Annotated in this window: 7 protein-coding genes and 1 pseudogene; 1 reads left to right on the top strand and 7 read right to left on the bottom strand. The window is 69.8% G+C overall.

All coding sequences use genetic code 11. The features are described 5' to 3' along the window. The 6 genes and pseudogenes from C667_RS18940 to C667_RS18915 form a co-directional block, all read right to left on the bottom strand. Window positions 1–221, bottom strand: a pseudogene (locus tag C667_RS18940) (efflux RND transporter periplasmic adaptor subunit); the annotation flags it as partial. 72 nt (window positions 222–293) lie between these two features. Beyond that, the gene (locus tag C667_RS18935; RefSeq protein WP_004376305.1) at window positions 294–1,208 is read right to left on the bottom strand and encodes an adenylate/guanylate cyclase domain-containing protein; all 915 of its coding nucleotides are present in this window, start codon (window positions 1,206–1,208) and stop codon (window positions 294–296) included. A 171-nt stretch (window positions 1,209–1,379) separates the two neighbouring features. Next, entirely contained in the window at window positions 1,380–1,613 is a 234-nt protein-coding gene (locus tag C667_RS18930; protein ID WP_004376303.1) for a phosphoribosyltransferase family protein, read from the bottom strand. A 139-nt stretch (window positions 1,614–1,752) separates the two neighbouring features. Continuing rightward, window positions 1,753–3,111 carry an IS1182 family transposase gene (locus tag C667_RS18925; RefSeq protein ID WP_004356467.1) on the bottom strand — a complete coding sequence of 453 codons (1,359 nt, stop codon included), beginning with the start codon at window positions 3,109–3,111 and terminating at the stop codon, window positions 1,753–1,755. Further along, a complete protein-coding gene (locus C667_RS18920; protein ID WP_004376301.1) occupies window positions 3,108–3,827 on the bottom strand; it encodes a ribose-phosphate pyrophosphokinase-like domain-containing protein in 720 nt (239 codons plus the stop codon). The genes C667_RS18925 and C667_RS18920 overlap by 4 nt, the downstream gene beginning before the upstream one ends. A 110-nt stretch (window positions 3,828–3,937) precedes the next feature. After that, window positions 3,938–5,500: a thymidine phosphorylase family protein gene (locus C667_RS18915; RefSeq protein ID WP_039922232.1), complete on the bottom strand. Its 1,563-nt coding sequence runs from the start codon at window positions 5,498–5,500 to the stop codon at window positions 3,938–3,940. Window positions 5,501–5,720: 220 nt separating this feature from the next. Between C667_RS18915 and C667_RS18910 the strand changes: the two genes are divergently transcribed. Continuing rightward, window positions 5,721–6,143 (top strand): CBS domain-containing protein, encoded by a 423-nt coding sequence (locus tag C667_RS18910; protein WP_004376296.1) that lies wholly within the window; start codon window positions 5,721–5,723, stop codon window positions 6,141–6,143. Between the two features lie 66 nt (window positions 6,144–6,209). Here the strand turns inward: C667_RS18910 and C667_RS18905 are convergent. After that, the coding region (locus C667_RS18905; RefSeq protein WP_039922231.1) for a DUF2914 domain-containing protein at window positions 6,210–6,627 on the bottom strand (418 nt) is incomplete at its 5' end.

Here is a 6,627-nt window from a genome sequence, read left to right as displayed (position 1 = left end):
ACCAGCTCGGCGCCGCGCGCCACCGCGGCGCCGGTGCGCGCCGGCATCGCGACGACGCGCGCGCCGACCTCGGCGGCGATCCTCGCCTCCTCGCCCGCGACCACGCGCGCAGGGGCGCGGAACTCGGGGTACACCGCGATCTCGCCGAGCGCGCGCGCGCTCCAGTCCTGCGCGATCGCACAGAAGGGCAGCAGGAGCAGGAGGAGACTCGGGATTCGCATCGGAACACGCCGCAGTGCATGGGCAAGGCCGCAGCCGGCGGGCGCACCCGCAGCCCCGTGGTGCATGGGCCTTCAGCCCTCGTCGATGACGCGGAAGGAGAGCGTGGGCGCGGTGAAGTCGTCGGGGGCGGCGCCGAGGCCGATCTCGCCCTCGCCATAGAGCGTGCAGCTGTCGCGGCGCAGCACCACCGGCGCCGAGTTGCCACGCAGGCGCACCCAGCTGCCGTTGCTGCTGAAGTCGGTGAGCACGCACTGCCCCGCGGTCCATTCGAGCCGGGCATGGCGGCGCGAAACGCGCGCGTCCTCGACGGGGAAGCCGGCGCCGTCGCCGCGGCCGAGGATCAGCGGCGGATCATCGGCGTGCAGCTCGATGCGCTGGTCGAGGCGCTCGAGGTCGACGCGGCGCACCGGGCGCGCCCCCGCGACCAGGTCGTCGAAGCCGAGCAGCGTGGTCAGCGTGGTCTCCGCGGTGCGGGCGAAATCCACCCGCCACACCCGCATCGGCTCGGCCTTGCCCTTGATGCTGATGCGGTCGAGGCTGTGACAGGCCAGGCGCAGGCTCTCGGGCAGGTTGGCGAACACCGACTCGCCGATGAGGGTCTCGCCGGTCTGGGCGCGGTCGCTCAGGCGCGCGGCGACGTTGACCGGGTCGCCGTAGCAGTCGCCGTCATGCTCGACGATGGGGCCGAGCGCGACGCCGGTCTTGACCCCGATCGGGGCGCGGCGCAGCTCGGCGCCGGCGAGCTCCTCGAGCACGTCCTGCAGCCGCGAGGCCGCCTGCACCGCGGCGACCGGATCGTCGAACAGCACCAGCACGCCATCGCCGAGATACTTGACGATGCGCCCGCCGGCGCAGGCGAGATGACGGCCGAGGGCGTGCGTACACCGGGTGACGATCTGCGTCGCCGCCACGTTGCCAGCCGACTCGAACAGGCCTGTGCTGCCTGTCAGATCGGCGAAGATCACGGTCCTGACCGCTTGCTCCACTGAATTCCTGCCCCGACGGATGTGCGGAAACCGCCCGCGGCCCCGAAGAGCGGGGCTCGCTGCAGTGCGCAAGCAAGAATCCTAGCATTAAGGACCGTGATCGTCATCGCCGCGCACACGCCAATGCGCCCACGGCGAGGCACACGCGGGCGGGGTGCGCGGCGAAGTGCGCTAGTCGACGAGGACGGCCCGCAGCGCCTCGGCCAGCATCGGCGCGATCTGCACGGCATTGCTCGGGTGGGCGATGCAGTCGGTGCTCCACACCTCGCCCACGCCGGCGGCACGGATCACCTCGAGCGCGTCGCCGGCGAAGAGCGCGTGGGTGACCGCGACATCCACCGAAGCCGCCCCCGCCGCGTGCAGGCGCTCGGCGGCGCGTGCGAGCGTACGCCCGGAGCTGGCCACGTCGTCTAGCAGCCTGTCGGACTTGAAGCCGGCGGACGGCGTACCGGCAGGCGGGTTTTCATGATGTGAAAAATAATCGGCATTTCAGAGCCGAAAGCGCCTTTTTCGCGTGAAATCGCCATGCTCCTGTCGTTTCTTCTCACTGCAGACGCAATACGGCCATGCGCTTGAAGTTCCACGCGAGGCAGACCAGCGTCCATTCGTTGCGCACGTTGCCAACACCGCGCAGCAGGAACTGACGGAAACCCATCACGGACTTGATGATGCCGAACACCGGCTCGACGGTCTGTTTGCGCAGCGCGTAGGCGGCGCGACCGGTCTGGGTCTTGAGGGCGTGCTTCATCTGCTCGACGTGGGAGGTGGGCGTCTCGAGCGGTGCGGGCTCCTCGAAGCGGCTGCGCCAATCCGGATGATGCGCATCGCGCCCCACTGCGATCAGCGGCTCGACCCCGGCGTCGTGGCAGTGCTGGACGTTGCGTTCGCTGTAAAAGCCGGTGTCGGCCAGCAGCCGCGCGGGTTGATTGAGCCCATCGGGCAGTGCCTGGATGCACTCGAGCATCGGCGCGACCTGCTCCTTGTCGTTACCGGCGGTGGTGATGTGGGGCGCCACCACCAGCATCGATTCGGTATCGACCACAGCTTGCGCGTTGTAGCACTGCTCGAAACCACCGCCCGCCACCTTCATGATGCGCGAGTCTTCATCGGTCAGATTGATCTGATCCTCGGCCTGTGGCCCCGTCTGCGGGGGCTTGGGGGGCTTGCCACCGGGCTTCTTGCCCGTGCTCGCCTGCTTGGCCTGGCGCTGGGCCATCTTCGCCTCGTACTCGGCTTGCTCGCGCTCGAAACGTTCCTTCGCGCGGGCTTCGATCTTGGCTTTGGCCGTCGCGATGGCCGCCAGACGGTCTTCGCGGCGCTTGATCTCCGCCGGTAAATCCACCCCCTCAGGCACATTGCCTTGGTCGGCAGCCTCGGCCAGCTTGAGCATCTCCTGCACCTCGGCTTTGAGCTGCGCTTCGATCTTCTGCGCGTGCCCGTAAGACAGCGCACTGTGCCGGGAGGCGTTGGCGTGCAGCTTGGTGCCGTCCAGGCTGACCGTGCCAAAGCGCGAGAGCTGGTTCTCGCGTGCGACCTGCAGCACTTGCACGAAGAGCTCGGCGAACTGTTCGCCGAAGCGGCGCCGGAAACTCGCCAGGGTGTCGTGGTCCGGGTGCTGGTTGCAGGCGATGAACCTAAACGCCAGCGAATCGTAAGTCGCCCGCTCGATCCGGCGGCTCGAATGCGTCCCCGTCGCGTAGCCGTAGATCAGCAGCGACAGCAGCATCGCCGGGTGGTACGCATCGCTCCCACGCCCCGCATACGCCCGCTCCAGCGCCGACAGGTCCAGTGCCTCGACCACGTCGACCACATAGCGCGCCAGGTGCGTTTCGGGCAGCCACTCCTGTACCGAGGGCGGCAGCAGGTAGTCCGTTTGGCGGTCGATCGGGCGGAAGCGGCTCATGCTCTCAGGATCCGGGGGCGATGCGGCATTTTACAGGGGGTAGTCCGACAGGCTGCTAGCAGCACCACCGCGCGCCCGGTCACCTGCGCGTCCTCGGGCAGGGCGATGTCGACCTCGCGGTCGCCGTGGCGGATCTTGGTGCACACGATGGCATCCAGCCCGTGACGCCGCGCCGCAGTCTCGATCCACTGCGCCGACTCGGCGTCCGGCCCCACCAGCAGCGGGCGCTCGCGGTGCGCGACCGCCACGTCGGCGAGCAGGCCGGCCCCCGAAAGCGCGACCGCATGCGGGACGGGAATCGCCTCGGCGAGGCTGGAGATGCGGTGCAGGTGGGGGTCGACGGTGATCACGCCGTCGAACAGCCCGGCGAGGAATTCGCCGACGATGCGCTGGCTCACCACCTCGCCCGGATGAAAGGCCTTGTCCTGGCGCATGTAGGCCAGGTAGGGCGCCACCAGGGTGAGGTGACGCGCGCCGCCGCGCCCGGCGCTGCGCGCCACCAGCAGCAGCTCGAGCAGCTTCTCGTTGGGCCGGTGCAGGCTGCGGAACAGCACCGCATTGGCCGGCAGCTCGGCGGGCAGGCGCAGGCGCAGCTCGTCGTCGGGGAAGCGGTGGCGCTCGATCTCCACCGCCTGCAGTCCTGCCGCACGCGCCAGGCGCAAGGCTTCCTCGCGCTCGTCGTCGAAATGCATCAGCAGGGTGTCTTCGGTACTCATTGCCGGAAGGTTACACGTCGGGCGGCTCCGATCGCCGCGCAGAATTTCACGCCCCGGATGCGAATTGGCGGCTCGCGGCTTGCGTCCGGCGAGCCCGCCCGCCACCCGGCTCAGAACTCGACGAACAGGTGCGGCACCTCGTCCGCCGCCCCCAGCACGTAGCCGCTGGCGCGCGCGCTGGCCTGGCGGGCGAACTCGAGGTCGGCCGGGTAGTCGGCATGGACGCGGTACAAGGGCTCGCCCCTGGCCACCGGCTCGCCGAGCTTACGGAGCAGGTCCACGCCCGAGGCCTGCATCTTGGGCGCCCCCGCCAGGCGGGCGATGCGCGCGAGCTGGTGGTTGTCGATCGCGACGACGACGCCGTCGGCCTCGGCGCACACCTCGAAGCTCAGGCGGGCGAGCGGCGGCGCGTTGTGATCGAACGGGCGCGCGCCCTGGGCGCGGATGATCGCGTCCATCTTCGCCAGCGCGCGGCCCGAGTCGAGGATGTCGCGCGCGATCGCGAAGCCGTCGCCACCGCGCACGTCGGGGTCGAACTCGAGCATGCGCCCGGCCAGGCGCAGGGCCTTCTGGCGCAGGTCGTTGGGCGCGCGCGGGTCGTTCTCGAGCACGCGCATCACGTCGCGCGCCTCGAGCACCGGGCCGATGCCGTTGCCGATGGGCTGGCGGCCGTCGGTGATGACCACGTCGATGGTCAGGTTCATGCGCGCGGCGACGAACTCGAAGAGCTTGCGCAGCCGCTGCGCCTCGGCCATCGAGCGCACCTTGGCGGTCGGCCCCACCGGGATGTCGAGCACCAGGTGGGTCGAACCCGCGGCGAGCTTCTTGGACAGGATGGAGGCCACCATCTGCCCGGGGGAGTCGATCGACAGCGGGCGCTCGACCGAGATCAGCACGTCGTCGGCCGGCGACAGGTTGGCGGTGCCGCCCCAGGCGAGGCAGCCACGGTGCTCTCGCACGATGCCCGACAACACCTCGGTCGGCAGCTCGACGCAGGCGAGCACCTCCATGGTGTCGGCGGTCCCTGCGGGCGAGGTGATCGCGCGCGAGGAGGTCTTGGGGCACAGCATGCCGTGCGCGGCGACGATCGGCACCACCAGCATCGAGGTGCGGTTGCCGGGAATGCCGCCGATGCAGTGCTTGTCCACGACCGGGTGCTCGTGCCAGTCGATGCGGTGGCCCACCGCCGCCATCGCCTCGGTGAGGAAGGCGACCTCCTCGCGGTCGAGCTCGCCCTGGTTGGTGGCGACCACGAAGGCGGTGAGCTCGATCTTGGAGTAGCGGTGCTCGGCGATGTCGCGGACGATGGCGCGGAAATCCTCGCGCGCGAGCCGCTCGCCGGCGATCTTGCGGCGCAGCGCCGGAATGGAGGACGGCGGCTCGGCCTGCGCGATCATCGCCGGGTGGCCGTTGTCGACACCGAGCTGGACGAAGGCGTCGATCGACAACCCGAGTTCGTCGGGCTGGACGATGCAGCCGTCGTCGACCACGTTCAGGGTGGCGAGGATGCGGCGGCCGTTGGCGCGCACCTCGACCTTGGAGAGGGCCTGGAAGCCCTCGGCGCGATAGATCGCGCAGTCGCGATGCAAATAGACGACGTTCTCCCGCCAGGTGTCGATCGCCACCCTGCGCAGGCGCAGGGGCGAGGCCGACTCGGCCACGACAGGAGGCATTCCGGCTTGCGGGTCCATGGATTGAGCCTAGACCGTCGCCGACGCGGAAGAAAGGTCGGAGTTCACAGCGGGGATCGCGCGGCGCACCTCGCGCGGAACCGCGAGGGCGCGCGCCGGCTCGATCGAACTCCGCAGAGCTTAACCAATGTCAAAACCCACGCGCTTCATTCGTCATATGGTGTGACGGAAATCACACCAAGCAGCACAAGAGGAGGCCGCCATGACCAACCGCAACATCTCCTTCATCGTCAAGGACCAGAACCCGCTGATGCTGCGCCCCACCGACACCGTGCAGGCCGCCTGCCGCAGCATGTGCGAGCGCAGCGTGGGCGCGGTGCTGGTGACCGACGCGCACGCTCATCTCAAGGGCATCTTCACCGGCCGCGACGCGGTGCAGGTGATCGCCAGCGGCGGCGACCCGGCCAAGGTGCATCTGTCCGAGGTCATGACGGCGAAGCCCGACACCATCGAGCCCGAGCGCAAGGCGATCGAAGCGCTGCACATGATGTGCGACGGCGGCTACCGCCATCTGCCGGTGGTGGTCGACGGCAAGGTGGTCGGCATCGTCTCGCGCAGCGACTTCAAGGGCCTGGAGCTCGACCAGTTCGAGGACGAACAGAGCCTCTGGGAACGCATCTGCTGAAGATCGCGACGAGTCTTGCCGCCTACCCGCGCGCACCGGCACACACGGTCGCGCGGGGCTTCCCGATCACTCCACCGTGAAGCGCAGCGTGCCGATCATGCGGTCGTCCGCGGCGAGCACCTGCACCTGCCAGCGTCCGCGCGGATCCTCCGGGAAGTTGCGCTTGCGCGTCCACGCCCGGTAGCCCTCGGCGCGTCCGCCGTTCACCTCCAGCTCGATCCGGTCCACCACCCGCCCCTCGTGACGCCACACGTGGACGACCTTCTCCGATAGCCCCAGCGGCGCATGGATCGCGGTGTAGGCATAAAGCCCCTCGGCGAGCAGGCGGCCGGCCTCGATGTGGCGCAGGCTCTCTGCGGGCGCGCGCTGCGCCTCGTCCACGACGCTGGTCACCGCGACCTGGGTCAGGCGCAGCGTGGCCGGCGGCACCCACAGCCGCGCCAGCCAGCCCGCGGCGCCGAGCGCGGCGAGCAGCGCCAGCACC

Source organism: Thauera phenylacetica B4P (assembly GCF_000310225.1).
Taxonomy (GTDB): Bacteria; Pseudomonadota; Gammaproteobacteria; order Burkholderiales; family Rhodocyclaceae; genus Thauera; species Thauera phenylacetica.
Note: the sequence above shows the minus strand (reverse complement) of the source record. Positions and strands in the feature narration are given on the sequence as shown.

Bases quoted from the DNA above. Each gene is read 5' to 3' on its own strand.
- C667_RS18925 (WP_004356467.1), bottom strand. From the start codon at position 3,111: ATGAGCCGCTTCCGCCCGATCGACCGCCAAACGGACTACCTGCTGCCG.
- C667_RS18920 (WP_004376301.1), bottom strand. From the start codon at position 3,827: ATGAGTACCGAAGACACCCTGCTGATGCATTTCGACGACGAGCGCGAG.
- C667_RS18915 (WP_039922232.1), bottom strand. From the start codon at position 5,500: ATGCCTCCTGTCGTGGCCGAGTCGGCCTCGCCCCTGCGCCTGCGCAGG.
- C667_RS18910 (WP_004376296.1), top strand. From the start codon at position 5,721: ATGACCAACCGCAACATCTCCTTCATCGTCAAGGACCAGAACCCGCTG.